This is a genomic window from Caballeronia sp. LZ033 (genome assembly GCF_031451265.1).
Lineage (GTDB): Bacteria > Pseudomonadota > Gammaproteobacteria > Burkholderiales > Burkholderiaceae > Caballeronia.
Map to the genome: position 1 here is coordinate 79,881 of NZ_JARUXQ010000004.1, position 22,291 is coordinate 102,171.

Consider the following 22,291-nt stretch of genomic DNA (forward strand, 5'->3'; position numbering starts at 1 on the left):
TGAAGGCACGCAGCGCGCGTACGTAGTCATGCGCTTGTAAGCGTTCCGGCGAAAGCGAATACTACCGCCCAATGCGTCATCGTGGCGCATGGCACGACTACGGAGCCTGGCTCCCAAGGTCATACAAACAAGGAGACGCCATGAATCGGGCTTCAGGATTCCTGGTCTGGATTGCGCTCGCGCTGCTGGGCGCGTTCGCATTCGGCACCATCGCGCTCGCGCACGGCGAACGCATCAGCGCACTGTGGATCGTCATCGCGGCGGTCTGTGTCTATCTCATCGCTTACCGGCTGTATTCGCGTTTCATCGCGGGCAAGGTGCTGCAACTCGACGGCCTGCGCATGACGCCCGCCGTTCGTCACAACGACGGCCTCGATTACGTGCCCACCAACAAATACGTGCTGTTCGGACATCACTTCGCGGCCATCGCGGGTGCGGGTCCGCTGGTCGGTCCGGTGCTGGCCGCGCAGATGGGCTACACGCCCGGCATGCTGTGGATTCTGGCCGGCGTCGTGTTCGCGGGCGCGGTGCAGGACTTCGTGATCCTGTTCATCTCGACGCGCCGCGACGGACGCTCGCTCGGCGATCTCATCAAGATGGAACTCGGCACCGTGCCGGGCGTGATCGCGCTGTTCGGCACGTTCCTCATCATGGTGATCATTCTCGCGGTGCTTGCGCTGATCGTCGTGAAGGCGCTGACGAATTCACCGTGGGGCACCTTTACCGTTGCGGCGACGATTCCCATCGCGATTTTCATGGGCCTGTACACGCGCTATATCCGTCCGGGACGGATCGGCGAAGTGTCCATCGTCGGCTTCGTGCTGCTGATGCTCGCGATCACGTTCGGCGGACACGTCGCTGCTTCGCCGGCCATTGCGCCGTGGTTCACGTTCACCGGCACGCAGCTCGTGTGGATCCTGGTCGGCTATGGCTTTATCGCTTCCGTCCTGCCGGTGTGGCTGCTGCTCGCGCCGCGCGACTATCTCTCGACCTTCCTCAAGATCGGCACCATCGTGGGCCTCGCGATCGGCATCCTGATCGTCGCGCCCGAACTGAAGATGCCGGCGTTCACAAAGTTCGTCGACGGCAGCGGTCCGGTGTGGTCGGGCAATCTGTTCCCGTTCCTCTTCATCACGATCGCATGCGGCGCCGTATCGGGTTTTCATGCGCTGATCTCGTCGGGCACGACGCCCAAGATGATCGACAACGAAATCAACATGCGCTTCATCGGCTATGGCGCGATGCTGATGGAATCGTTCGTCGCCATCATGGCGCTGGTCGCCGCCTGCGTGATCGAGCCGGGCATCTACTTCGCGATGAACAGCCCGGCCGCGCTGCTGGGCAGCACGCCGGAAGCAGTCGCGCAGACGGTATCGGGGTGGGGCTTCATGCTGACGCCGGACATGCTGACCTCGACGGCGAAGGCGGTGGGCGAGACCACCATCGTCGCGCGGGCCGGCGGCGCGCCGACGCTCGCGGTCGGCATGGCGCACATTCTTCACCAGGTGATCGGCGGCGAGGCGATGATGGCGTTCTGGTATCACTTCGCCATCCTGTTCGAGGCGCTGTTCATCCTGACGGCCGTCGATGCGGGCACCCGTGCCGGCCGCTTCATGCTGCAAGACCTGCTCGGCACGTTCCATCCGGCGCTGCGCCGCACGGAATCGCTGCCGGCCAACCTGATCGCGACGGCGCTGTGCGTGGCCGCCTGGGGTTACTTCCTGTATCAGGGCGTGGTCGATCCGTTCGGCGGCATCAATACGTTGTGGCCGTTGTTCGGCATCTCGAACCAGATGCTCGCGGGTATCGCGTTGATCCTCGGCACTGTCGTGCTGTTCAAGATGAAGCGCGAGCGTTATGCATGGGTGACGCTCGTGCCGGCCGCATGGCTGCTGATCTGCACGCTGACCGCGGGCTGGCAGAAGATCTTCGATGCCAATCCGAAGATCGGTTTCCTCGCTCACGCCGGCAAGCTGCGCGACGCCTACGACGCGGGTGAGGTGATGGCGCCGGCCAAGTCGCTGCCGGAGATGCAGCGGATCATCTTCAATGACTATGTCGATGCGGCGCTTGCGGGCCTGTTCATCTTCGTGGTGTTGAGCATCGCGGTGTACGGCGTGATGGCGGTGCTGCGTGCGCGTCGCGAAGCCCGTCCGACGGTGCGCGAAACGCCGTTCGAGCCGATGCCTTCGGGTGCGGGCGCGGCAGTGCGCTCGGGACATTGAGGACGCGGTGATGTTCGACGATCTTCGACAAGCGGGACGGTATCTCGGCCAGGCAATGCGCCTGATGGTCGGGATGCCGGACTACGATGCCTACGTCACGCACATGCAGGCGACGCATCCTGACCAGGCGGTGATGTCGTATGCGGAGTTTTTTCGCGAGCGGCAGGAAGCGAGGTACGGGACGGGGGCGGGGAAGTGTTGTTGAGGTGAGGGGCTGCTTCGATGTTGAAGAGAACGCGACGGTGATGAGCCGTCGCGTTTTTGTTTTGCGTCTCTCGCACAATTTATGACGCGCTTGCCACCATAAACGACGAAACAGTTCTCTTAGACTTTGTTCGGAATGGTTCTAATCGGAGTCTTGGAGGAGCAGTTGCAATGTCTGAGATTGAACAGCGTAAAACCAGCGAGCCTTGGGTGAGCAAGGACTCTCTCGCCGCTTAAAAGTTGCAGGGAAGTGTTCTGTTTCATATCGACCCATTCAAACCCGTGAGCCTCGAAGACTGGAGCGCGCTCAAAGCCAGAAAGCGAAAGAAACGAAAAAAGGCGGATGACTCATCGTCATCCGCCTTCCACTCTGACGAGTACGCAGCCGCCCTAATTCGCCACAGCCGCCGTTTTCGCGCCCTTGTTCTTCTGCATGCGTCCGATCTCTTCCAGCTTGATCTCCACATGCTTCGAGAACACGTATTCAGCCGGGCGCTGCTTGTCGAACGGCAGGTCCTTCGCGAACGCGCCCGTCGTACGCGGACCTCGCAGCGCGATCTTCGCCGCCTTGAGCGGATGCGCCACCGTGTCCATCACGGCCGTCGCTTCGAAGCCGCAGTGGACCATGCAGTCCGCGCACTTCTCGTACTTCCCCGTGCCGTACTTGTCCCAGTCGGTGGTTTCCATCAGTTCCTTGAAGGTCTTCACGTAACCTTCGCCGACCAGATAGCACGGCTTCTGCCAGCCGAACACCGTGCGCGCCGGGTTGCCCCACGGCGTGCATTCATACGTCTGATTGCCCGCGAGGAAGTCGAGGAACAGCGTCGACTGGCTGAACGACCAGTTCTTGCCGTTGTTGCCGCGCTTGAAAATTTCGCGGAACAGCGTCTTGGTCTTGTCGCGGTTCAGGAAGTGCTGCTGGTCCGGCGCGCGTTCATACGCATAGCCCGGCGACACCGTGATCCCGTCCACGCCGATCGGGCCCAGCGTGTCGAAGAACTTCGCCACACGTTCCGGCTCGGCGTCGTTGAACAGCGTGCAGTTGATGTTCACGCGGAAGCCACGGCGCTTCGCTTCCTTGATGGCCGCGACCGCCTTGTCATACGTGCCCGGCTGCGACACCGAGTGATCGTGCGCCTCGCGGTCGCCGTCCAGGTGGACGGACCAGACGAAATACGGGCTCGGCTCGTAGTCGTCCATCTTCTTTTCCATCAGCAGCGCGTTCGTGCAGAGATACACGAACTTCTTGCGCGCCATGATGCCCTTGACGATCTGCGGCATTTCCTTGTGCAGCAGCGGCTCGCCGCCTGCGATGGAAACGACCGGCGCGCCGCACTCGTCGACCGCGCCGAGACACTCTTCCAGCGACAGGCGCTGGTTCAGGATCGGATCCGGATAGTCGATCTTGCCGCAGCCGTTACAGGCGAGATTGCAGCGGAACAGCGGTTCGAGCATCAGCGCGAGCGGATAGCGCTTGTTGCGGCTCAAGTGCTGCTTGAAGATGTAGGCGCCGACACGCGCCTTCTGAAGCATGGGAATAGACAATTGCCTGCTCTCCTTATTCTTCGCGAATGGCCGTGGCCGCGACGGCGGCGAGCGGTTGCATGAGCTTCGCGGGGAGTTTGAATTCGACCTTTTCCTCGCGGCCGTTCATCGTCGTGACTTCGACGGGTCCGAACGCGCGCAGGGCATCGATCACATGTTTGACCATTTCTTCAGGCGCCGATGCGCCTGCGGTGATGCCGACTGTCTGCACGTCGGCGAACCATTCCGGCCTGATCTCCGAACCGTCCGCCACGAGGTAGCTCGGCACGCCGCTTTCGGCGCCGATTTCCCGCAGACGGTTCGAATTGGAACTATTGGTGGCGCCCACGACGAGCAACACGTCCACCTGATCCGACAGCTCGCGCACCGCGGCCTGCCGGTTTTGCGTCGCGTAACAGATATCGCGCGTATCCGGCCCGACGATATCCGTAAAACGGCGCTGCAGCGCGTCGATGATGCCGCGCGTGTCGTCCACTGACAGCGTGGTTTGCGTGACGTACGCCACCGGGGTATCGATGTCGAGCGTCAGCTTCTCGACTTCCGCCTCGCTCTGCACCAGCACCACCTTGCCCGGAATCTGGCCGATGGTGCCCTCCACTTCCGGATGTCCGGCGTGGCCGATCAGAATCAGCGTGCGGCCCTGCGAGACATATTGCCGCCCCTGCACGTGAACCTTGGTGACGAGCGGGCAGGTGGCGTCGAGCACGTCGAGACCGCGTGCGTCGGCATCTTTCTCGACGCTGCGCGCCACGCCGTGCGCGCTGAAGATGGCTACCGCGCCGTGAGGCACTTCGTCCAGTTCCTCGACGAAGCGTGCACCCTTGCTGCGCAGATTGTCGACCACATGACGATTGTGAACGATCTCATGACGCACATAGACGGGTGCGCCATGCCGTTCGAGGGCCCGATCGACGATCTCGATCGCACGGACCACGCCCGCACAAAAGCCGCGGGGTTGAGCAAGGATGATACGCATATTCGAACGAACTCCGACTGACGCGGGTTTCGGGGTTGGCCGGCGGCGAGCTCGCATGATTCCGGCGCGCTTTTCCAGCAATTCAGGTTGCGTGACGACTGTTTAACCCGACACTTGACAAACGGCGCAATAACCAAAACAGCAGACCGGAAAAAAAGACATGTTGGGGATGGGTCTGCGCGCCTAAGTTGACCGCGTATTCTAACGCGTTCCCTTTTCGGGCGCTCACTGCCTGCCATGGCCGACGGCGCGCCGCGGCGCACGCAAATACGGCGCTTTTCAGAACCCAGTAGACTGTCGGTCGCTTTCGGTCAGGCGCGGCCGTGCCGGGTGGCGTTTTAAAGCGCATCCACGCGCCGGCCTGCCCCTCGTGCCGGTCGCGCAACGCCCGCGTCGTCACGTCAGGAGCCGGTTGAAACCGCTCCGCCTTGCTCTTCCCGTTCTTACCCCAGCTAAACACCTGAAACATGCTACTGATTGCCTGGCTGTCCCTCCTGATCTGGCTCGTGCTGCTGTTCGCGCGCGGCGGGTTCTGGCGCGCCGAGCCCGCGCCGGCGTTGTCCGGTACGACCATTCACGCCGTCGGCAGCGCGGAAGTCGCGCGGCGCGGCGCGTGGCCGGCGCTCGTCGCGGTGGTGCCGGCGCGCAACGAAGCCGATGTCATCGGCCGCGCGGTCGGCTCGCTGCTCAAGCAGGACTATGCGGGCGCGTTCCACGTGATCGTCGTCGATGACCACAGCACCGACGACACCGCGGGCGTCGCCCTCGCCGCCGCCCGCGATCTCGGGCTCGAAGACCGCCTGACCGTGCTGACCGCGCAGCCGCTGCCGCCGGGCTGGTCGGGCAAGGTGTGGGCGCAGTCGCGGGGCATCGGCGCGATTGATTCGCTCGGGCTGCCCGCCGAATATCTGCTCCTCACCGACGCCGACATCCACCATCCCGCCGATGCCGCCACGCAACTCGTCGCGCGCACGATTCTCGAAGACCGCGATCTGGTGTCGCTGATGGTCCGCCTGCGCTGCGATTCGCTGTGGGAAAAGGCGCTGATTCCGGCCTTCGTGTTCTTCTTTGCGAAGCTTTATCCGTTTGCCTGGGTGAACGACGTGCGCAAGGCCACTTCCGGTGCTGCGGGCGGCTGCATGCTGGTGCGGCGTTCGGCGCTGGCCGAGGCGGGCGGGATCGAATCGATCCGTCAGGAACTGATCGACGATTGCAGTCTCGCCGAGCGCATCAAGCATCGTTTCGGCCGCAACGCCGCGCGTCCGATCCGTCTCGATCTGGCCCAGACCAGCGAATCGCTGCGTCCCTACGACAGCTGGCGCGACGTCTGGAACATGATCGCGCGCACGGCGTTCACGCAGTTGCGTTACTCGCCGTTGCTGCTGATCGGCACGGTGATTGGCATGGTGGTCATCTATCTGGCGCCGCCGCTGCTGTCCCTGGCGATGGGCGCGCGCGCCTGGCCCGCGTGCGTGGCCTGGGCGCTGATGTGCATCGCCTACGGGCCGATGCTGCGCTACTACCGCAGGTCGTTGCTGTGGGCGCCGCTGTTGCCGCTGGTCGCGTTGTTCTATGTCAGCGCGACGATCGGCTCGGCCGTGCGTTACTGGAGCGGGAAGGGCGGGCAGTGGAAGGCGCGGGTGCAGGCGCCGACGCAGGAAGGTTTGTAAATCCCGTATACCGGGCGGCTTCGCGACGAAGCCGCCTTACTTCTTCGTCAGCATGGCGTACAGCTCGACGACCATGTTCGGCGAAAACGTGAACGGCACCCAGCCGTGTCCGCCGTGACGCAGGACCAGCAGGCGGTCGCCGTTGGCGTATTTCTGCGTCGCCATGACCGGGTTCTTGGTCGCGGCGAAGCGCCAGCCCGGCGCAATCCCGGCGGGCTGTTCAGGCGTCATCGAGGCGCGCACGTTCGAGAGCTCTTCGATCAGTTCCGATACCCCTTCCGGCCCCAGCTTGACCGTTTTGCCCGCAATCGTCATTTCGATGGCGTCGCGATCCGGCCGCGACACGACGAGCCGCGGCGCTTCGTTCAGCGCGGGCGGTTCGGCGGGTGCGGAGGCGTCGCGGTTCAGCGCGGGCGGTTCGGCGGGAGCGCTGTCGGCGGCTTCGCGGGGTTCGACGGCAGAAGCGGTAACTGAGGCAGAAGCAGAAGCAGAAGCGGAGGCGGTCTGAAGGAGCGTGTCGAGGCTCGACTCCAGCGCGCCGAGCTGGTCGTGTAGGTTCATGCGAATGGTGTCTTTGACTTGCGAGCTTGCGGCGAGGCACCGATTCTACCCGCTCGTCTTTGGCGAGGCCGATGCAGGTTGTAACCAATTGCTCCGAACGTGCGGATAACGCGACACTTTCCGCCGCCACAAAAAACAGGACCGGCAACCCTTTCGGGAGGCCGGTCCAGCGGAAGCGCATCCGCATGACGCGGATACGCCGGTACTGCCTTGGTACTGCCTTACTTCGCGCTGGCCGCCTGCTCCAGCGCGGCGTTGAGCGTCTTGCTCGGACGCATGACGGCGGCGAGCTTCTGCTCGTCCGGCTGGTAGTAGCCGCCGATATCCGCTTCCTTGCCCTGCACCGCGTTCAGTTCGTCGATGATCTTCTGCTCGTTGTCAGCAAGCGTCTTCGCGAGCGGCGCGAAGCGTTGAGCCAGTTCGCGATCTTCCGACTGCGATGCCAGTTCCTGCGCCCAATACATCGCGAGATAGAACTGGCTGCCGCGGTTATCCAACTGGCCGGTTTTCGGCGACGGGCTCTTGTTGTTGTCGAGCAGCTTGCCGGTGGCGGCATCCAGCGCCTTCGCGACGAGCTTCGCACGCGCGTTGTCGTTCTTGATGCCGAGTTCTTCGAGCGACACTGCCAGCGCCAGGAATTCGCCCAGCGAGTCCCAGCGCAGGTGGTTTTCCTGCACGAGCTGCTGCACGTGCTTCGGCGCCGAGCCGCCCGCGCCCGTTTCATACAGGCCGCCGCCGGCCATCAGCGGGACGATGGACAGCATCTTCGCGCTGGTGCCGAGTTCCATGATCGGGAACAGGTCGGTGAGGTAGTCGCGCAGGATGTTGCCGGTCACCGAGATGGTGTCCATGCCGCGGATCACGCGTTCGAGCGTGTAACGCATCGCACGCACTTGCGACATGATGTGGATCTCGAGGCCCGTCAGGTCATAGTCCTTGAGGTAGGTCTCGACCTTCTTGATGAGTTCGTTCTCGTGCGGACGATACGGGTCGAGCCAGAACACGGCCGGCATGCCCGAGTTTTTCGCGCGCGTGACGGCGAGCTTGATCCAGTCGCGGATCGGCGCGTCCTTCACGAGGCACATGCGCCAGATGTCGCCCTGTTCCACTTGCTGCGTGAGCGCTTCGATGACTTCGTTCGTCGCGTTGTCGACGATGCGCGCGGTGCCGTCCTGCGGAATCTCGAAGGTCTTGTCGTGCGAGCCGTACTCTTCGGCCTTCTGCGCCATCAGGCCGACGTTCGGCACCGTGCCCATGGTCTTCGGGTCGAACGCGCCGTTGGTCTTGCAGAAGTTGATGATTTCCTGATAGATGCGGGCGAAGGTGCTTTCCGGAATCAGGCACTTCGTGTCTTGCGGACGGCCATCGGCGCCCCACATCTTGCCGCCGGCGCGGATCATCGCGGGCATCGATGCGTCGACGATCACGTCGTTCGGCGCGTGCAGGTTCGAGATGCCCTTGGCCGAATCCACCATGGCCAGCGCCGGACGATGCTCGTGGCACGCGTGCATGTCGCGGATGACTTCGTCGCGCTGCGATTCCGGCAGCGTCTCGATCTTCGAATACAGATCCACGAGACCGTTGTTGACGTTGATGCCGAGTTCCTCGAACAGCTTGGCGTGCTTGGCGAACGCGTCCTTGTAGAACACCTTCACGGCGTGACCGAAGACGATCGGGTGCGACACCTTCATCATGGTCGCCTTTACGTGCAGCGACAGCATCACGCCGGTCTTGCGCGCGTCTTCCATCTGGTCTTCATAGAACTCGACCAGCGCCTTCTTGCTCATGAACATGCTGTCGACGATCTCGCCATCCTGCAGCTTGACCTTCGGCTTGAGGACGATGGTCTCGCCGCCCTTCGTGACGAGTTCCATGCGGACTTCGCGGGCCTTGTCGTTCGTGATCGACTTTTCGCCGTGATAGAAGTCGCCATGCTTCATGTGCGCGACGTGCGTGCGCGAAGCCATGCTCCACTCGCCCATGCTGTGCGGGTGCTTTTTCGCATAGTTCTTGACGGCGAGCGGCGCGCGGCGGTCCGAATTGCCTTCGCGCAGCACCGGGTTCACCGCCGAGCCGAGACACTTGGAATAGCGCTGGCGAATGGCCTTTTCCTCGTCGTTTTTCGGCTCTTCCGGGAAGTTGGGCAGCTTGTAGCCCTTCGACTGGAGTTCCTTGATCGCGCTCGTCAGCTGATGCTGCGAGGCGCTGATGTTCGGCAGCTTGATGATGTTGGTGTCGTCGAGTTGGGTCAGGCGGCCGAGCTCGGCGAGGTTGTCGGGGACTTTCTGCTCATCGGTCAGGAATTCGGGGAATTCGCCGAGAATGCGGGCCGCGACCGAAATGTCGCTGGTCTCGACATTGACGCCGGCCGGCGCCACGAAAGTACGGATGATCGGCAGAAAGGCGCTGGTTGCGAGCAGCGGAGCTTCGTCGGTCAGGGTGTAGATGATGGTGGGTTGCTGATTGCTCATCGCTTGTCTCGACATCCGAAAACGGGTTGGAAAAAACCGCCGGCCTGAATGACCCCTCCGGCAACAAACCGCTATTCTGCCTGAAATTGCGTGGCTCGCGTGTGAAAGCAGCCCCGTGAAAACCGCAAAAACAGGCGTTTTTCTTGCTTTATCAACAACTTAACATTTTTCAAGTCTTATAGAAGACCTGCAATGTTTGCCGCCAGCGCCGCGTGCCGGGCCGTTTCACGAAATGATTCGATGCTTCACACCGTGAGATATCCGTTCGTGCGAAACCAGTCGAGCGCGTCCTTCAGTCCCTCGCGGTACGGCCGCGCGCGATAGCCGAGTTCGCTTTCGGCGCGCGCCGAGGTGAAGTACATCTTGTTCTTCGACATACGTAGTGCGTCGACGGTCACCATCGGTTCCTTGCCGCTGAACTTGGCGAACAGTTCCGCGCCGATCGCGACGGGATACAGCGGCCCGCGCGGCAGTTTGATGGTTGGCGGCTTGCGGCCGACGAAACCCGCGATATCCGTGAGCATCTGCTGCAGCGGCAGGTTCTCGCCGCCCAATATGTAGCGCTCGCCGATCCGCCCGCGTTCCAGCGCCAGGAAATGGCCGTTGGCGACGTCATCGACGTGGACGAGATTGAGGCCCGTGTCGACGAAAGCCGGAATCTTGCCCGTCGCCGCTTCCACGATGATGCGCCCGGTCGGCGTGGGACGCACGTCGCGCGGTCCGATCGGCGTGGACGGATTGACGATCACGGCCGGCAATGCGTGCTGCGCGACCATGCGTTCGACCGCGCGTTCCGCCAGCACCTTGCTGCGCTTGTAGGCGCCGATGGTGCTCTGCGGGTTCGAAGGCATGGTTTCGTCGGCGATGGCGCCCGAACTCGTCACCTTGAGCGTCGCGACGCTGCTCGTATAGACGATGCGCTCCACGCCTTCCGCCAGTGCGGCGCGCATTGTGGCCTCGGTGCCTTCGAGATTGGCGCGTTCGATCTCGCTTGGGTCCGGCGCCCAGATGCGGTAATCGGCCGCGACGTGGAACAGGAAGCGCACGTCCTTGAGCGCGGCGCGCATCGAGGCCTCGTCGCGCATGTCGCCGACCACGATTTCCGCGTTCAGCGACTCGACGTTCTTGCGCGGGCTGGTCTTGCGCACGAGCACGCGCACGTCGAAGCCGCGTTCGATGGCGAGCCGCGCAACCGCGGACCCGACGAACCCCGAAGCGCCGGTGACAAGCACGCGGGAGCCGGAAAAATCAGTCATTCTTACCTCGTTGAAAATGCGCCTGCGGCGGTGTTTTGTAACATCTGCCGCGCCGGAAAGCAGGCCTTTCGAGCCGCGGAGCCCGATGTGACAAGGCCTTGCGCGGCATGCTATGGTCCGTGCCTGCTACCGGCGCGAGCGTCGCGCAAAACTCGAACATAACCGGTGAACGATGCCTCAAGCCACTCGGAACCTCTCTTCCTGGATCTATTTCGCGATCGGGATCACGCTCGCCGTGGTGTTCGCCATCGACGTGCTGACGCCGATGCGCGTCGCAATCTGGGTGTTCTACATGCTGCCGGTCGTGATGTGCGTCTGGGTGGACCGGCCGTCGGTGCCGATCGTCACCGCGGTGGCTTCCTCGGCGCTGATGATCGCGGGATACGTATTCTCCGTCGCCGATCCGAGCGCCAGCCACGACGTGCTGCAACTCAACCGCGCGATGGGCATTCTCGTGCTGCTCGTGCTTGCGGCGGTGGCGCACCTGTATATCAAATCGCGGCTCGCGGTACAACGCACCGCCTGGCTGCAACAGGGCATCGTGCAGCTCGGCCTGCAATTGCGCGGCGAGCAGTCTCCCGCTTCGATCGGCGTGAGCATCCTGCGTTCGATTGTCCCGTACGTGGATGCGAAGGTCGGCGTGGTCTATGCGCTCGACGGCGACGCGCTGGTGCGGGTCGCAGGCTGGGCGCTGCCGGAAGACGATAGCGCGCCGCGCCGCATTGCGCGCGGCGAGGGGCTGGTCGGCCAGGCGATCATCGAAGGGCGTCCGCTCGAATTGCGCGACGCGTCGTCTCACTATCTGAAAGCCGGCTCGGCGCTGGGCTCGGCGGCGGCGACGCGCGTCGTGATCGCGCCGCTGTTCGCCGACGGCGAGGCGGCGGGCGCGCTGGAACTCGGTTTCGTCGGCAATGAGGGCCGTTTTGACGATGCCCGCGCGCTCCTCGATATGGCGTCGGAGCCGATCGGCATGGCGCTGCGCTCATCGCGCTATCGTGCGCGCCTGGTCGAACTGCTGGAGGAAACGCAGCGCCAGAGCGAGGAATTGCAGGTGCAGCAGGAAGAACTGCGCGTGTCGAACGAGGAACTGGAAGAACGCGGCCGTGCGTTGCAGGATTCGCAGGCGCGGCTCGAACAGCAGCAGGCCGAGCTCGAACAGACCAACGTGCAGCTCGAAGAACATACGCAACATCTGGAGCGGCAGAAGGCGGAACTGTTGCAGGCCCAGCAGGAACTGACGGCCAGCGCACTGGAAATGGAGCGCGCGAGCCAGTACAAGTCGGAATTCCTCGCCAACATGTCGCACGAATTGCGCACGCCGCTCAACAGCTCGCTGATCCTCGCCAAGCTCCTGCAGGACAACAAGCAGGGCAATCTGTCGGACGAACAGGTGCGCTACGCGGCGACCATCCACTCGTCGAACAGCGACCTGCTCGCATTGATCAACGACATTCTGGATTTGTCGAAGGTCGAAGCCGGGCAGATGGACGTGCAGTTCGCGCCCGCCGCCGTCGATTCCATCCTGGATGCGCTCAAGCAATCCTTCATGCCGGTGGCCGGCAGCAAGGGACTGGAGTTTCTCACCGAGCGTGGCGCGGGCGTGCCGGATTACTTCGTCACCGACAGCCAGCGGCTGTTGCAGGTCTTGCGCAATCTGCTGTCGAACGCGTTCAAGTTCACCGAGCGCGGCAGCGTCACGGTCGCGGTGCAGCGTTCGGGCGACAACGCGCTGCGCTTCGAGGTGCGCGACACCGGCATCGGCATTGCGCGCGACAAGCAGGACCTGATCTTCCAGGCGTTCCAGCAGGCCGACGGCACCACGAGCCGCAGATATGGCGGCAGCGGCCTGGGGTTGTCGATCTCGCGGGAGTTCTCGCGTCTGCTGGGCGGCTCCGTAGCGGTATCGAGCGAACTGGGCCGCGGCAGCGTGTTCTCCGTCACCCTGCCGATGACCGCGCGCGAGGGCACCGTCACGGCGAAGCTGGAAACGGCAGGTCCGCTGGGCGAGCCGGAAGCGGCGCTGAATGCGCCGGTTGTCCCCGCGCCCATGCCGGTGTCCATTCCGGCGCCCATTCCGGTGCAACCCGTCGCCACGTTCCCGGAAGCCGTGGGCATCGCCGACGACCGCGCGCAGCGGCGCCATCCCGACCGCGTGATCCTGGTCATCGAAGACGATCAGCCGTTCGCGCACATCCTCTACGATCTGGCGCACGAACTCGAATTCGACTGCGTGCACGCCGCCACCGCGACGCAAGGCGTGGAACTCGCGCGCTCGCTGCAGCCGAACGGCATCCTGCTCGACATCGGCTTGCCGGACCAGTCCGGCCTGACGGTGCTCGAATGGCTCAAGCACGATCCGCTCACGCGCCATATCCCGATTCACATCGTGTCCGCGACGGATCACGCCGATGTCGCGCTGCATCTCGGCGCCATCGGCTACACGCTCAAGCCGAGTGCGCGCGACGATCTCGCCAACGCCATCCGCAAGCTGGAGGCGCGTTCGTCGCAGGGCGTGCGTCGCGTGCTCGTGATCGAGGACGATCCGGCGCTGCGCCAGAGCATCCACGCGCTGCTTGCGAGCGAAACGGTGGCGATCGTCGAAGCAGGCTCGATTGCCGAGGCGCTCGATGAAATGCAGCGCGGCGTGTTCGACTGCATCGTCATGGATCTCGCGCTGCCCGACGGCTCCGGCTATGAACTGCTGGAACGCGTGTCCACGACAGGCGGGGTCGCGGCGCCGCCGGTCATCGTCTACACCGGGCGGCTGCTGTCGCAGGAAGAAGAACAGCGCCTGCGCCGCTATTCGAAATCGATCATCATCAAGGGCGCAAAGTCGCCGGAGCGTCTGCTCGACGAAGTCACGCTGTTCCTGCACAGTGTCGAGAGCGCGCTGCCGCCCGAGCAGCAACGCATGCTGCGCGCGGCGCGCCAGCGCGACGACGTGTTCGAAGGCCGTACCATCCTGCTGGCCGAAGACGACGTGCGCAACATCTTCGCGCTGTCGCGTGTGATCGAGCCGCTGGGCGCGACGCTCGAAATCGCCCGCAACGGCCGCGAGGCGCTCGAGGCGCTGGCGCGCCGCAATGACATCGACCTCGTGCTGATGGACATCATGATGCCGGAGATGGACGGCCTCACCGCGATGACCGAAATCCGCAAGCGCTCGGAGCACGCACGCCTGCCGATCATCGCGCTGACCGCGAAGGCCATGCAGAGCGATCGCCAGAAATGTCTCGAGGCGGGTGCGGACGATTACATATCGAAGCCCATCGACGTGGATAAGCTCGTGTCGTTGTGCCGCGTGTGGTTGCGCCAGCGATGACCGGACCAACCTCTGCAATGAACGACGCCAGGAACGAGGAAGAAGCGACGTTCGACATCGAACTGAAGCTGATTCTGGAAGCGATCTACTTGCGCTATCAGCACGACTTCCGGCATTACTCGGTGAGTTCGCTGAGGCGCCGGCTCGCGCAGGCCGTGCATGATTTCAACGTGCCGACGCTGTCGCATCTGCAGGAGCGCATCCTGCGCGACCCGGCGCTGTTCGCGCGGCTGTTCCAGTACCTGACGGTGCAGGTGAGCGAGATGTTCCGCGACCCGCAATACTTCCGCGCGATCCGCGAGCAGGTCGTGCCAATTTTGCAGACGTATCCGTCCATCAAGGTCTGGGTGGCGGGGTGCAGCAGCGGCGAGGAACTGTGGTCGCTCGCGGTGCTGTTCGCGGAAGAGAAGATCGCCGAGCGCACCGTGTTCTACGCCACCGACATCAACGCCGAGGCGCTGCGCCAGGCGGAAAGCGGCATCTATCCGCTGGAGCGCATGGCGGGCTTCAGCCAGAACTATCTGGCGGCGGGCGGCAAGCGGTCGCTCTCCGACTACTATCACGCGGCTTACGGCGCGGCGAAGTTCTCGCAGGCGCTCAAGTCGCGCGTGGTGTTCGCGGATCACAGTCTCGCCACCGACAGCGTGTTCCTCGAAGCGCATCTGGTGTCGTGCCGCAACGTGCTGATCTACTTCGATCGCGCGCTGCAGGACCGCGCGCTCGGCCTGTTCAGCGACTCGCTCGTGCGGCGCGGGTTTCTCGGTCTCGGCAGCAAGGAGAGCCTGCGCTTTTCGACCCATGCCGATCGTTTCGCGGACTTCAATCCGCGCGAACGGCTCTACCAGAAGGTGTGACGATGTTCGACGCGCAGCGTATCGAAGCGGTCGTGATCGGCGCCTCGGCGGGCGGCGTCGAGGCCTTGAGCCAGTTGTTGCCCGCCTTGCCGGAGACGTTCGCGGCGCCGGTGCTGGTGGTCGTGCATGTGCGTCAGGGACAGCCGAGCCTGTTGCCCGGACTGTTCGCGTCGCGCTGTGCGCTCGAGATCGCGGAGCCGTTCGACAAGGACGAGATCGCACCGGGCCGCGTGTATTTCGCGCCGCCGGGCTATCACATGCTGGTTGAGGCGGAAGGCGGCGCGGCGCCGTCGATCGCCTTGTCGGTGGATCCGCCGGTGCGCTTTTCGCGGCCGTCCGTGGACGTGCTGTTCGAATCGGCGGCGCATGCCTGGCGTGAGCGGCTGCTCGGCATCGTGCTGTCGGGCGCGAACGACGACGGCGCACGCGGTGCGCGCGCCATCCGCGCGGCGGGCGGCGTGTGCTGGGCGCAGGACCCGGTGACGGCCACCGCGCCCGCGATGCCGCAGGCGGCGATCGCCGAGGGCGATGTGAGCGACGTGCTGACGCTGGACCAGATGGCGCTGCGGCTCGCGCAGTGCACGGGCAAGGCGCCGGGAGCGCGTCAATGAGCACATTGATGAATGCGCCAACGAGCGCAGCCAACGACACAGGCAAGGCAAGGAGTCACCCGATGACGCAACCCATCCACGTGCTGATCGTCGACGACATCCGCAACAACATCACGGCGCTCGAGGCATCCCTCGCGCGGCCGGATCTTTCGGTGCTGAAGGCCGAGTCCGGCCCGGCGGCGCTCGAACTGTTGCTGAAGCACGAAGTCGCGCTCGCGATCCTCGACGTCAATATGCCCGGCATGGATGGCTTCGAGCTTGCCGAACTGATGCGCGGCAGCCCGCGCACCGCGCACGTGCCGATCATCTTCCTCACGGCCACGGCGCAGGAAGCGAACCGCACGTTCCGCGGCTACGAAGCGGGCGCGGTGGACTTCCTCTACAAGCCGTTCGACTCGCGCATCCTGAACTCGAAGGTGGATGTGTTCATCCAGATGGAACGGCAGAAGCAGCAGCTGGCGACGCAGCTTGCCACCGTGCAGCAACTGCTCGACGCCAACGAGATGCTGATGGCCGTGCTCGGTCATGACTTGCGCACGCCGCTGTCGGCGGTGATTGCCTCGGCGGAATATCTCGCGCGTTTCGTGCAGGACGAGAATGTCGCCAACATCGGCACGCGCATCAAGTCGAGCGGCATGCGCATGGTGCGCATGGTCGATCAGCTGCTGAACCTCGCGCGCCTGCGCGGCGGGCGCGTGACCTTGCAGCCGCGCGCGGTCGAACTCAACACGCTGGCGAAGAACATCGTCGATGAATACGAGGCGCGCGTGGGCAAGGGGCGCATCTTCGTGCTGCGCCAGGGCGACACGCTGCTGCAGGGCGACGGCGATCTCCTCTCGCAAGTGTTCTCGAACCTGATCGGCAATGCGCTCCAGCACGGTCTCGAAGGCTCGGCCATCCAGGTGCGCCTGGACGGTTCCGCCGACAGCGTGAGCATCACCGTACAGAACGCCGGTGCGATCCCCGCCGACGTCCTGCCGACCATCTTCGCGCCGTACCGTTCGGGCCGGCGGCAGAGTGAATCGAGCGGGCTGGGACTCGGGCTCTACATCACGCGAGAAATTGCGGAGATGCACGGCGGCGAGGTGCGCGTGCGTTCGACCAATGACACCGGCACCGTGTTCGAAGTGACCTTGCCGCGCGTGCCGCGTCCGCGCACGGGCGAGAGCCCTGATGTCGCGCAGCCGTTCCGCCTGAGCTGAGCGCCGCTGGTCGGCCGGCCGCGACGCGCGCCGCCGCGCGTGTCTACAATGCGGCCTATGACCAGCAAACAAGGGAGAGCGCGATGACCGTTCCAGACCTGGATACGAGAATCGAAACCTATTACGTGCATGTGCGAGGCGTCGTGCAGGGTGTCGGCTTTCGTCATCACACAGTGCGCCGCGCGCATGCGCTCGGCGTGCGCGGCTGGGTTGCCAATCTGGAGGACGGCTCGGTGGAGGCAGTGGTGCAGGGCGCGGCAAATCAGGTCGACCTGATGCTCGAGTGGCTGCGGCGCGGACCGCCGCATGCCCGCGTCACCGAATTCCACAGCGAAGAGCGTCACGTCGAGAAGCGTTACGAGCGCTTCGAACAGCACTGAACGCCGCGCTTTCACGCCTCCCGACTGACGTCTCTTAACGCGCCACCAGCAAACTTTCCGCGAACTGCCATTCCTCGTCGAGCCACTGATGCGTGCATTCGAAGCCCGCGTCGGCGGCGATCGGCGCGACTTCGTCGGCCGCGTACTTGTGGCTGCTTTCCGTCCAGATCGTCTCGCCCTCGCGGAACCCGACGCGCAGATCCGCGCCGCGCACCTGCACCGTGAGCGCGCGCTTGGCACGCAGATGCATTTCGATGCTGCGTGCGTCGGGATTGAAGCGCGCGACGTGCTCGAAGGCATCGATCGGGAAATCGCCGCCCAATTCGCGATTGATGCGCGCCAGCATGTTCAGGTTGAACGCGGCGGTGACACCGATGGGATCGTCATAGGCGGAGATCAGGACCGGCAGCGGTTTGATGAGATCGGTGCCGAGCAGGAGCGCGTCGCCGGGCTGGAGCATGCCGCGGATCGAGCACAGGAAGCGCGTCGCCGCGAGCCGCGCGAAATTGCCGATCGTGCTGCCGAGGAACAGCACGAGCAGGCGCTCGCCGTCCTTGCGTTTCGCGCTGACTTCGGAAAGGCCGGCGAGGTAATCGCGCTCGTGTCCGACGATCGACACCCGTTCGATGTCGCCCAGTTCGCGCCGGCACAACTGCAAGGCGGTGCGCGAAATTTCAATCGGATGGTAAGCGGTGGGCTGTTTCTTACACAGCGCTTCGAGGATGCGGCGCGTCTTGCGGCCGCTGCCGCTGCCCAGTTCCGCGACCTGGATGTCGCCCGGCATGGCCGCGACGATGTCGGTGGCGTGGTCTTTCAGTACGCGTTCCTCGGCGCGCGTCACGCCGTATTCGGGCAAGGCGGTGATGACTTCGAAGAGCGCCGAGCCCACTTCGTCATACAGATACATCGACGGCAGTTCTTTCTGCGGCTGCTTGCTGAGACCGGTGTGGACCGCCTCGGCGAAGGCATTGGGAAAACGGGGCGACAGGGCGGGTTGAGTCATGACGTCTCCATTCATGCGGCGTTTTTGTGAGCGCCGTCGCGGGCATCGGCGACGGTGGCGCGGCGTGGGAGTGCGGACGATGCCGCGGATGCTGTGACGTGAACGGGAACGAGCCGGCAGGCTGCCGGTTCGCCAAGGATGACCGGTCGTCGTGACCGGCCGAAGACACATCGGACCGTGTGTGAACCGTCAGAGACACGGCTCGCGCAGCGAGGTTCAAGCCAATTCGAGACACCTTGAGCGTGCGGGACGAGCAACACGCGAAGCAAGAAGCGGGCACGCTGCCGCGCATTTCCGGAGAAGCGTTGGGCGGGTAGCAGGTTCCGGCCCGTTTAGAATGCGCCTTTCTCGTCATTCCCGCAGCAATGGCGGGCTTACCCCCTTCGGCGCACGGCGCTTCTCTCGATGAATCAGCATGACCTGGGGCGCGGCATCGCGCTCTCCGTGAGCGCGTCGGCGCTGTTCGCGCTCATGTCCGGTTATACGAAGTGGCTCACGCCGCTCGACGGACTCGATATCTTCGCCTGGCGCATCGTCTGGACGCTGCCGGGTGCGTTGGCGCTCGTTGTCCTGCGCCGGCGCTGGCCGCAATTTCGCGCGCTTGCCGCGAAGCTCGTGCGCATGCCGCGATTACTGGCCGCCTTCGTGGTAGCGGCCGCCCTGCTCGGCGTGCAACTGTGGATCTTTCTTTGGGCGCCACTGCACGGGCGCGCGCTCGAGGTGTCGCTTGGCTACTTCCTGCTTCCCCTCGCGATGGTGCTGCTCGGCCGCTTCCATTACGGCGAGCGGCTCGACGCGTTCCAGTGGGCGGGCGTGGCGGCGGCAGCGGTTGGCGTGGCGCACGAGCTTGCCATGACGCATGCGTTCGCCTGGCCGACGCTCGTCGTCATGTTGGGCTATCCGCCTTACTTCATGATCCGGCGCCGGCTCGATGTCGACCCGCTCGTCTCGTTCGCGATGGAGATTCTGTTCATCGCCCCCGTCGCGGTCGTCATGCTGTGCGTGCGTGGTTCGTTCGGCGTGGTTGCGGGCGCGCCGCACCTGTGGCTGCTGCTGCTTCCCGGACTCGGCGCGCTGAGCACGCTGGCGCTGGCTTCGTATCTGCGCGCGAGCCGGCATTTGCCGCTGGCGCTGTTCGGCATTCTTGGTTACGTGGAGCCCGTGCTGCTGGTGGGCGTCGCGGTGCTGTTGCTGGGCGAGCCGTTCTCGGCGGCGCAACTCGGCACTTATATCCCGATCTGGCTCGCGGTCGTGCTGACGGGCATCCACAGCGCGCGGCTGCTGATGCGCGAACGCACGATGCGGCGGATGCTGCCGGTGAGCGAACACCATGCGGGCGTCGAACACGAGACGGTGGCGGAGGAGATCGAGCGCACGGATTGATCAGCGCGTAACGGTGTCTGGCGTATGGATGGCGACGTACAGATCGCGTCGCAGTCCCAGTGCCGACAGCAACTCGACCAGAACGAAGAGCGGTCCGATCAGGAGGCCGACGACGTCATCGACAAAAGCGGGCTTGCGATGTTCGAAGCGCAGATGCCCGACGAACTGCAAGGCCCAGCCCGTCACGAACATGCCGACGCCGATCACCAGCCAGAGCGTCGTGCTCTGCATCGCGACCCAGTGTCCGAACCACGCGCTCGCCGCCGACACCATGCCCATGCCGAAGCCGAGCGGCAGATCGAGCCTGAGATAAAAGAGTGTGGCAAGCGCGAAAAGGATGACGGCGGGCGTCAAGGGAAAGGCGCCGGAGAAGACAGGCCATGCGGGCCGGCTCAGCAATGCGGCGATAGCCAGAACGATGAGCGGAATGCCGATGACATGCGTCGCGACATTGCGCGTGTCGCGATGATAAGCCGCGTACTGCGACAGATGCTCGGTCAGTGTGCGCATGACGGTCGTCTCCCGATGCGGTGAGTTGCCATCATGATAGGCCGCTATGGAGCAAATTTTTGAACCTGCGCTTGCCTCACGCAAAAAAGCGAGCCCGCAGGCTCGCTTGAATCGAACGCACCGGATGCATGCTCAAGCAGTTATCCGGTGCGCGATGCGCTAATGACGCGGACCTCCCTTACTTCTTTGCCGCGTCGATCTTTGCATCGGCGGCCGCCTTGTTTGCGTCGCTTTGTGCCTCGACTTTTTGCTTGTCGGCCTTTGCCTGAGCTACATCGGCATCCTTGGCGGCGTCCTGTTTCTTCTTGTCTGCCTTGGACTGTGCGGAATGCTTCTTCTTGTTCGCCTTGGCTTGCGCCTTGGCGGCGTCGCCGCGCGCACCGGATGCCTGCTCCGGCGTGGTCGCCTGCGCTACCTTCGCGGCTTCCTTGTTGGCATCGGCTTGTGCCGATGCGTTGTCTTCATTCGCCGATGCCTGAGCCTTCGCGGCATCGTGCTGTGCGTCCGCCTTCTTCTGGTTGGCCGTTGCCTGAGCTTCGGCTTTTTGTTGGTTTGCCTTGAGTTGTGCCTTGCCTGCGTCGGTGGTGGCCGTCTGAGCGAAAACGGTGGTCACGAGCATGGCGGATGCGAGAGCAGCGACGAGTTTCTTCATGGTTTGACACTCCCTGATTCTTTTATGGTGAGCGCGTGGCGTAGTACGCCGCGCTGACGGACATAACGCCGTGTTGATCGATGGAGTTGACTCGTTTCTCGTGACAAACGGTAACCAGTGGATAGCAAGTGAAACGGCGCCGGTAAGCGCGATTCGCGTGGTCGGCCATTGCGGCTTCGCTTTACCGGACCCATGGCAGAAACTGTTATCCAGGCGGCAAATTCAATTCCATTTGTAACTTCCGATGCAGGTTGGTGATCCATAAGAAGTTGAATGCGACAAGCAATTTTCCAAGCAAATTTGCTGGAGAAATGCTTGCCGCCCAGCTTGTAATTTTTGAAATGCGCGGTTACCAACTGCATCAGTTATTTCTTAGTTGACTGCTTAAGATGACTCCCATCAACCCGGCTAAACGGGAAATGGAGAAGCTCATGAAACGCGCAGCACTTGTGTTCCTGATGATCGGCAGTCTGACGATGGCGGGCCAGGCCTCGGCACATGGACGCGGCGGCTATGGCGGTCATCACGGCGGCGGCGGAAATGGCGGGGCGATCGTCGGTGCATTGATTGGCGGCGCGGTGCTGGGCGCGCTGGTGTCGTCAGTGGCGAACGCGCAACCGGCCTATGCACAACCGGTCTATCAACAGCCCGCGTACGCACAACCGGCCTATGCGCAACCCGTATATGCGCAACCGGCGCAGCCCGCTGGCTACTGCTATGACAACTATCGCGGCGGCTATGTGCCGTGCGGTTATTGAGGCCAGCGTCGGTGCGCCGCTCGCGGTAGTCGGGAAGCACGATTCGCTTGAGGGGACATTCGCGTCTTCTTTTTCCGAACGATGGAGGACAGCTATCCGCCCGGCAAATTGAACTTCACTTGTGACGGCGCCCGCGCTGACGGGGGTGGAGGCAATCGGGCTAGTTGGCGGAGTGGGCGAGAGGGATCACCAGGGATGCGCGGCACGTCGCTTGCGCTAATGCGAATACGGCTGCAGAGGCAAGAACATCGTCGCAGCCGACACGCAAACTCTGGAGATCCGAAATGAATGCGACTACGAAGAAGCTGGTGATATCGGCGTTGGTGCTGGGCCTGTCGGGCGGTGCCTATGCTCAGGGAGGCGGAGGTGGCGGCGGTGCGGGCGGCGGCGCCGGCGGAGGGGCGGGTGGCGGTGCTGCTGCGGGCGGTTCGGCGGGCGCGGGTGGCAACGGTTCGGCGGGCGCCGGCTCGGGCGCAGCGGGCAAGGGCGGCGGCGTGGGCATGGGCGGCACCGGCATGGGCGGTTCGTCCGACGGCACGACCGGCACGGGCACGGGCGCCAAGAGCGGCATGGGCAATGACGCGACCAATGGCATGGGCCAGGATCAGGGAACCGTGCAGCGCAGCGCCCCGAACAACGGCAACATGAATTCGGGCGGCATGAAGTCGAACGGCAGCGGCACGCAGAAGGCCTATTGATGGACCGATG

Annotated in this window: 21 protein-coding genes; 11 read left to right on the forward strand and 10 right to left on the reverse strand. The window is 63.9% G+C overall.

Annotation, left to right across the window (positions count from 1 at the left end; genetic code table 11):
- Positions 1-140: 140 nt before the first annotated feature.
- Together QCE62_RS27740 and QCE62_RS27745 are read left to right on the forward strand one after the other, a co-directional pair.
- On the forward strand, positions 141-2,225 hold the full coding sequence (locus QCE62_RS27740; RefSeq protein ID WP_309925497.1) for a carbon starvation CstA family protein: 2,085 nt from the start codon (positions 141-143) through the stop codon (positions 2,223-2,225).
- Positions 2,226-2,235: 10 nt separating this feature from the next.
- The gene (locus QCE62_RS27745; protein WP_309925499.1) at positions 2,236-2,430 is read left to right on the forward strand and encodes a YbdD/YjiX family protein; all 195 of its coding nucleotides are present in this window, start codon (positions 2,236-2,238) and stop codon (positions 2,428-2,430) included.
- A gap of 389 nt (positions 2,431-2,819) precedes the next feature.
- On the opposite strand, the gene hpnH is transcribed toward QCE62_RS27745, so the two are convergent.
- From hpnH to QCE62_RS27760, 3 genes are all read right to left on the reverse strand, one after another.
- The gene (hpnH, locus tag QCE62_RS27750; protein WP_309819124.1) at positions 2,820-3,974 is read right to left on the reverse strand and encodes an adenosyl-hopene transferase HpnH; all 1,155 of its coding nucleotides are present in this window, start codon (positions 3,972-3,974) and stop codon (positions 2,820-2,822) included.
- A 13-nt stretch (positions 3,975-3,987) separates the two neighbouring features.
- The gene (gene ispH / locus QCE62_RS27755; RefSeq protein WP_309925502.1) at positions 3,988-4,950 is read right to left on the reverse strand and encodes a 4-hydroxy-3-methylbut-2-enyl diphosphate reductase; all 963 of its coding nucleotides are present in this window, start codon (positions 4,948-4,950) and stop codon (positions 3,988-3,990) included.
- A gap of 82 nt (positions 4,951-5,032) precedes the next feature.
- The gene (locus QCE62_RS27760) at positions 5,033-5,419 is read right to left on the reverse strand and encodes a hypothetical protein (RefSeq protein ID WP_309925503.1); all 387 of its coding nucleotides are present in this window, start codon (positions 5,417-5,419) and stop codon (positions 5,033-5,035) included.
- On the opposite strand from QCE62_RS27760, the gene QCE62_RS27765 reads away from it, so the two are divergent.
- Positions 5,418-6,620 carry a glycosyltransferase gene (locus tag QCE62_RS27765; RefSeq protein ID WP_309925506.1) on the forward strand — a complete coding sequence of 401 codons (1,203 nt, stop codon included), beginning with the start codon at positions 5,418-5,420 and terminating at the stop codon, positions 6,618-6,620. The genes QCE62_RS27760 and QCE62_RS27765 overlap by 2 nt on opposite strands.
- A gap of 36 nt (positions 6,621-6,656) precedes the next feature.
- Here the strand turns inward: QCE62_RS27765 and QCE62_RS27770 are convergent, their stop codons facing one another.
- From QCE62_RS27770 to hpnA, 3 genes are all read right to left on the reverse strand, one after another.
- Positions 6,657-7,181, reverse strand: a complete 525-nt coding sequence (locus tag QCE62_RS27770) for a hypothetical protein (RefSeq protein ID WP_309925508.1) — start codon at positions 7,179-7,181, stop codon at positions 6,657-6,659.
- Between the two features lie 221 nt (positions 7,182-7,402).
- Positions 7,403-9,652: an NADP-dependent isocitrate dehydrogenase gene (locus tag QCE62_RS27775; RefSeq protein ID WP_309925511.1), complete on the reverse strand. Its 2,250-nt coding sequence runs from the start codon at positions 9,650-9,652 to the stop codon at positions 7,403-7,405.
- A gap of 245 nt (positions 9,653-9,897) precedes the next feature.
- Positions 9,898-10,908 carry a hopanoid-associated sugar epimerase gene (hpnA, locus tag QCE62_RS27780; RefSeq protein ID WP_309925513.1) on the reverse strand — a complete coding sequence of 337 codons (1,011 nt, stop codon included), beginning with the start codon at positions 10,906-10,908 and terminating at the stop codon, positions 9,898-9,900.
- A gap of 172 nt (positions 10,909-11,080) precedes the next feature.
- Here hpnA and QCE62_RS27785 point away from each other — a divergent pair, with 172 nt between their 5' ends.
- From QCE62_RS27785 to QCE62_RS27805, 5 genes are all read left to right on the forward strand, one after another.
- A complete protein-coding gene (locus QCE62_RS27785) occupies positions 11,081-14,230 on the forward strand; it encodes a response regulator (RefSeq protein ID WP_309925514.1) in 3,150 nt (1,049 codons plus the stop codon).
- Positions 14,231-14,247: 17 nt separating this feature from the next.
- On the forward strand, positions 14,248-15,084 hold the full coding sequence (locus QCE62_RS27790; RefSeq protein WP_309925516.1) for a CheR family methyltransferase: 837 nt from the start codon (positions 14,248-14,250) through the stop codon (positions 15,082-15,084).
- 2 nt (positions 15,085-15,086) lie between these two features.
- Entirely contained in the window at positions 15,087-15,695 is a 609-nt protein-coding gene (locus QCE62_RS27795) for a chemotaxis protein CheB (RefSeq protein ID WP_309925517.1), read from the forward strand.
- 62 nt (positions 15,696-15,757) lie between these two features.
- Positions 15,758-16,897: a hybrid sensor histidine kinase/response regulator gene (locus tag QCE62_RS27800; RefSeq protein ID WP_309925518.1), complete on the forward strand. Its 1,140-nt coding sequence runs from the start codon at positions 15,758-15,760 to the stop codon at positions 16,895-16,897.
- Positions 16,898-16,980: 83 nt separating this feature from the next.
- A complete protein-coding gene (locus QCE62_RS27805) occupies positions 16,981-17,277 on the forward strand; it encodes an acylphosphatase (protein WP_309819147.1) in 297 nt (98 codons plus the stop codon).
- Between the two features lie 34 nt (positions 17,278-17,311).
- On the opposite strand, the gene egtD is transcribed toward QCE62_RS27805, so the two are convergent.
- The gene (gene egtD, locus QCE62_RS27810; RefSeq protein ID WP_309925519.1) at positions 17,312-18,280 is read right to left on the reverse strand and encodes an L-histidine N(alpha)-methyltransferase; all 969 of its coding nucleotides are present in this window, start codon (positions 18,278-18,280) and stop codon (positions 17,312-17,314) included.
- A 405-nt stretch (positions 18,281-18,685) separates the two neighbouring features.
- Here egtD and rarD point away from each other — a divergent pair, with 405 nt between their 5' ends.
- Positions 18,686-19,663 (forward strand): EamA family transporter RarD, encoded by a 978-nt coding sequence (gene rarD / locus QCE62_RS27815; protein ID WP_309925522.1) that lies wholly within the window; start codon positions 18,686-18,688, stop codon positions 19,661-19,663.
- On the opposite strand, the gene QCE62_RS27820 is transcribed toward rarD, so the two are convergent.
- From QCE62_RS27820 to QCE62_RS27830, 3 genes are all read right to left on the reverse strand, one after another.
- Positions 19,664-20,173, reverse strand: a complete 510-nt coding sequence (locus QCE62_RS27820; protein ID WP_309925523.1) for an Mpo1-like protein — start codon at positions 20,171-20,173, stop codon at positions 19,664-19,666.
- A 178-nt stretch (positions 20,174-20,351) separates the two neighbouring features.
- Positions 20,352-20,825: a hypothetical protein gene (locus QCE62_RS27825; RefSeq protein ID WP_309925525.1), complete on the reverse strand. Its 474-nt coding sequence runs from the start codon at positions 20,823-20,825 to the stop codon at positions 20,352-20,354.
- Positions 20,822-21,187 (reverse strand): hypothetical protein, encoded by a 366-nt coding sequence (locus QCE62_RS27830; RefSeq protein ID WP_309925526.1) that lies wholly within the window; start codon positions 21,185-21,187, stop codon positions 20,822-20,824. The genes QCE62_RS27825 and QCE62_RS27830 overlap by 4 nt, the downstream gene beginning before the upstream one ends.
- 69 nt (positions 21,188-21,256) lie before the next feature.
- Here QCE62_RS27830 and QCE62_RS27835 point away from each other — a divergent pair, with 69 nt between their 5' ends.
- Both QCE62_RS27835 and QCE62_RS27840 read left to right on the forward strand, forming a co-directional pair.
- A complete protein-coding gene (locus QCE62_RS27835) occupies positions 21,257-21,583 on the forward strand; it encodes a hypothetical protein (protein WP_309819156.1) in 327 nt (108 codons plus the stop codon).
- 284 nt (positions 21,584-21,867) lie between these two features.
- Positions 21,868-22,281, forward strand: a complete 414-nt coding sequence (locus tag QCE62_RS27840) for a hypothetical protein (RefSeq protein WP_309925528.1) — start codon at positions 21,868-21,870, stop codon at positions 22,279-22,281.
- Positions 22,282-22,291 lie beyond the last annotated feature (10 nt).

Excerpts from the sequence above, each read along its gene's own strand:
- QCE62_RS27740 (WP_309925497.1), top strand. The coding sequence starts at position 141 with ATGAATCGGGCTTCAGGATTCCTGGTCTGGATTGCGCTCGCGCTGCTG.
- QCE62_RS27745 (WP_309925499.1), top strand. The coding sequence starts at position 2,236 with ATGTTCGACGATCTTCGACAAGCGGGACGGTATCTCGGCCAGGCAATG.
- ispH (WP_309925502.1), bottom strand. The coding sequence starts at position 4,950 with ATGCGTATCATCCTTGCTCAACCCCGCGGCTTTTGTGCGGGCGTGGTC.
- QCE62_RS27765 (WP_309925506.1), top strand. The coding sequence starts at position 5,418 with ATGCTACTGATTGCCTGGCTGTCCCTCCTGATCTGGCTCGTGCTGCTG.
- QCE62_RS27760 (WP_309925503.1), bottom strand. The coding sequence starts at position 5,419 with ATGTTTCAGGTGTTTAGCTGGGGTAAGAACGGGAAGAGCAAGGCGGAG.
- QCE62_RS27770 (WP_309925508.1), bottom strand. The coding sequence starts at position 7,181 with ATGAACCTACACGACCAGCTCGGCGCGCTGGAGTCGAGCCTCGACACG.
- QCE62_RS27775 (WP_309925511.1), bottom strand. The coding sequence starts at position 9,652 with ATGAGCAATCAGCAACCCACCATCATCTACACCCTGACCGACGAAGCT.
- hpnA (WP_309925513.1), bottom strand. The coding sequence starts at position 10,908 with ATGACTGATTTTTCCGGCTCCCGCGTGCTTGTCACCGGCGCTTCGGGG.
- QCE62_RS27785 (WP_309925514.1), top strand. The coding sequence starts at position 11,081 with ATGCCTCAAGCCACTCGGAACCTCTCTTCCTGGATCTATTTCGCGATC.
- QCE62_RS27790 (WP_309925516.1), top strand. The coding sequence starts at position 14,248 with ATGAACGACGCCAGGAACGAGGAAGAAGCGACGTTCGACATCGAACTG.
- QCE62_RS27795 (WP_309925517.1), top strand. The coding sequence starts at position 15,087 with ATGTTCGACGCGCAGCGTATCGAAGCGGTCGTGATCGGCGCCTCGGCG.
- QCE62_RS27800 (WP_309925518.1), top strand. The coding sequence starts at position 15,758 with ATGACGCAACCCATCCACGTGCTGATCGTCGACGACATCCGCAACAAC.
- QCE62_RS27805 (WP_309819147.1), top strand. The coding sequence starts at position 16,981 with ATGACCGTTCCAGACCTGGATACGAGAATCGAAACCTATTACGTGCAT.
- egtD (WP_309925519.1), bottom strand. The coding sequence starts at position 18,280 with ATGACTCAACCCGCCCTGTCGCCCCGTTTTCCCAATGCCTTCGCCGAG.
- rarD (WP_309925522.1), top strand. The coding sequence starts at position 18,686 with ATGAATCAGCATGACCTGGGGCGCGGCATCGCGCTCTCCGTGAGCGCG.
- QCE62_RS27820 (WP_309925523.1), bottom strand. The coding sequence starts at position 20,173 with ATGCGCACACTGACCGAGCATCTGTCGCAGTACGCGGCTTATCATCGC.
- QCE62_RS27825 (WP_309925525.1), bottom strand. The coding sequence starts at position 20,825 with ATGAAGAAACTCGTCGCTGCTCTCGCATCCGCCATGCTCGTGACCACC.
- QCE62_RS27830 (WP_309925526.1), bottom strand. The coding sequence starts at position 21,187 with ATGCAGTTGGTAACCGCGCATTTCAAAAATTACAAGCTGGGCGGCAAG.
- QCE62_RS27835 (WP_309819156.1), top strand. The coding sequence starts at position 21,257 with ATGAAACGCGCAGCACTTGTGTTCCTGATGATCGGCAGTCTGACGATG.
- QCE62_RS27840 (WP_309925528.1), top strand. The coding sequence starts at position 21,868 with ATGAATGCGACTACGAAGAAGCTGGTGATATCGGCGTTGGTGCTGGGC.